This is a genomic window from Mizugakiibacter sediminis, from assembly GCF_000953855.2.
GTDB classification, from domain to species: Bacteria; Pseudomonadota; Gammaproteobacteria; order Xanthomonadales; family Rhodanobacteraceae; genus Mizugakiibacter; species Mizugakiibacter sediminis.
Map to the genome: position 1 here is coordinate 2,501 of NZ_DF970143.1, position 2,885 is coordinate 5,385.

The window sequence follows — 2,885 nt, forward strand, 5'->3', positions numbered from 1 at the left end:
ATTAGCCCTTAAGCGCACGATGTTCTAGTCGAACGGTCTGGAAAGGCCGGCCATAGACGGTGATAGCCCGGTAGGCGAAAGGGCATCGTGGGTGAAATTGAGTAAGGCGGGGCACGTGAAACCCTGTCTGAACATGGGGGGACCATCCTCCAAGGCTAAATACTCCTGACCGACCGATACGAACCAGTACCGTGAGGGAAAGGCGAAAAGAACCCCGGAGAGGGGAGTGAAATAGAACCTGAAACCGTATGCGTACAAGCAGTGGAAGCCCCGCAAGGGGTGACTGCGTACCTTTTGTATAATGGGTCAGCGACTTACTGTCTGTGGCAAGCTTAACCGTATAGGGGAGGCGAAGGGAAACCGAGTCCGAACAGGGCGCACAGTCGCAGGTAGTAGACCCGAAACCGAGTGATCTAGCCATGACCAGGGTGAAGGTGCGGTAACACGCACTGGAGGCCCGAACCCACTCCCGTTGAAAAGGTAGGGGATGAGTTGTGGCTAGGAGTGAAAGGCTAAACAAACTCGGAGATAGCTGGTTCTCCTCGAAAGCTATTTAGGTAGCGCCTCATGTGAATCTTCCTGGGGGTAGAGCACTGTTATGGCTAGGGGGTCATTGCGACTTACCAAACCATGGCAAACTCCGAATACCAGGACAGACTGCATGGGAGACACACGGCGGGTGCTAACGTCCGTCGTGAAAAGGGCAACAACCCAGACCCGCAGCTAAGGTCCCCAAATCATCGCTCAGTGGAAAACGATGTGGGAAGGCTTAGACAGCCAGGAGGTTGGCTTAGAAGCAGCCATCCTTTAAAGAAAGCGTAATAGCTCACTGGTCGAGTCGGCCTGCGCGGAAGATTTAACGGGGCTAAGCGATGTACCGAAGCTCGGGGTGCACACTTCGTGTGCGCGGTAGAGGAGCGTTCCGTACGCCTGTGAAGGCGGATCGTAAGGTCCGCTGGAGGTATCGGAAGTGCGAATGCTGACATGAGTAACGATAAAGCGGGTGAAAAGCCCGCTCGCCGAAAGCCCAAGGTTTCCTCGCGCAACGTTCATCGGCGCAGGGTGAGTCGGCCCCTAAGGCGAGGCAGAAATGCGTAGTCGATGGGAAGCTGGTTAATATTCCAGCACCTCACCGTAGTGCGATGGGGGGACGGAGAAGGTTAGGTCTACCGGGCGTTGGTTGCCCCGGAGAAAGGCGGTAGGCGGTGATTCCAGGCAAATCCGGAATCACTTACGCCGAGCACCGAGACGAGCCCTTTCAGGGCGAAGTGACCGATACCACGCTTCCAGGAAAAGCCCCTAAGCTTCAGCTACGGTGGGACCGTACCGCAATCCGACACAGGTAGGCAGGGTGAGAATCCCAAGGCGCTTGAGAGAACTCGGGTGAAGGAACTAGGCAAAATAGTACCGTAACTTCGGGAGAAGGTACGCCCGCGGGTGTGGCAACACGCGTTGCTGAGCACCGGCGGGTCGCAGTAACCAGGCCGCTGCGACTGTTTATCAAAAACACAGCACTCTGCAAACACGAAAGTGGACGTATAGGGTGTGACGCCTGCCCGGTGCCGGAAGGTTAATTGATGGGGTCAGCGCAAGCGAAGCTCCTGATCGAAGCCCCGGTAAACGGCGGCCGTAACTATAACGGTCCTAAGGTAGCGAAATTCCTTGTCGGGTAAGTTCCGACCTGCACGAATGGCGTAACGACAGCGGCGCTGTCTCCACCCGAGACTCAGTGAAATTGAAATCGCTGTGAAGATGCAGCGTTCCCGCGGCAAGACGGAAAGACCCCGTGAACCTTTACTACAGCTTCACACTGAACGTTGAGTTCGTCTGTGTAGCATAGGTGGGAGGCTTTGAAGTCCGGACGCCAGTTCGGATGGAGCCATCGTTGAAATACCACCCTGATGTGCTTGACGTTCTAACCTCGGCCCGTGATCCGGGTCAGGGACCGTGTGTGGTGGGTAGTTTGACTGGGGCGGTCTCCTCCCAAAGAGTAACGGAGGAGCACGAAGGTGCGCTCAGCACGGTCGGACATCGTGCAATGTGTGCAAGGGCATAAGCGCGCTTGACTGCGAGATCGACGGATCAAGCAGGTGCGAAAGCAGGTCCTAGTGATCCGGTGGTTCTGTATGGAAGGGCCATCGCTCAACGGATAAAAGGTACTCCGGGGATAACAGGCTGATACCGCCCAAGAGTTCATATCGACGGCGGTGTTTGGCACCTCGATGTCGGCTCATCACATCCTGGGGCTGTAGTCGGTCCCAAGGGTATGGCTGTTCGCCATTTAAAGTGGTACGCGAGCTGGGTTCAGAACGTCGTGAGACAGTTCGGTCCCTATCTGTCGTGGGCGCTGGAGATTTGAGGGGGGCTGCTCCTAGTACGAGAGGACCGGAGTGGACGTACCTCTGGTGTTCCGGTTGTCATGCCAATGGCACTGCCGGGTAGCTAAGTACGGAAGTGATAACCGCTGAAAGCATCTAAGCGGGAAGCACGCCCCAAGATGAGATCTCCCGGGCCACAAGGCCCCTGAAGGAACCATGTAGACCACGTGGTTGATAGGCGCGGTGTGGAAGCGCAGCAATGCGTTGAGCTAACGCGTACTAATGCTCCGTGCGGCTTGACCATATAACCCCAAGACGCTTCGTGCTCAACGCACGTCCGTCAGCAACCGGACACTGTCACATCCCAAGCCCTATGCCGAGACCGCGCGTACGCGCGACTCGCACCCCTTCCCTGGCGGCCATAGCGGCGTGGAACCACCCGATCCCATCCCGAACTCGGCAGTGAAACGCGCATGCGCCGATGGTAGTGTGGCTCAAGCCATGCAAGAGTAGGTCACCGCCAGGGACCCATCCCCAACCCCGCCCGCGTGGCGGGGTTTTCATTTG

At 57.0% G+C, this 2,885-nt stretch carries 2 rRNA genes (1 of these 2 cut by a window edge); both read left to right on the top strand.

Annotated elements, in window-relative coordinates:
• Positions 1-2,622, top strand: a 23S ribosomal RNA gene (locus MBSD_RS01380) (it extends 256 nt beyond the left edge of the window).
• Positions 2,623-2,729: 107 nt separating this feature from the next.
• A 5S ribosomal RNA gene (gene rrf, locus MBSD_RS01385) occupies positions 2,730-2,844 on the top strand.
• Positions 2,845-2,885 lie beyond the last annotated feature (41 nt).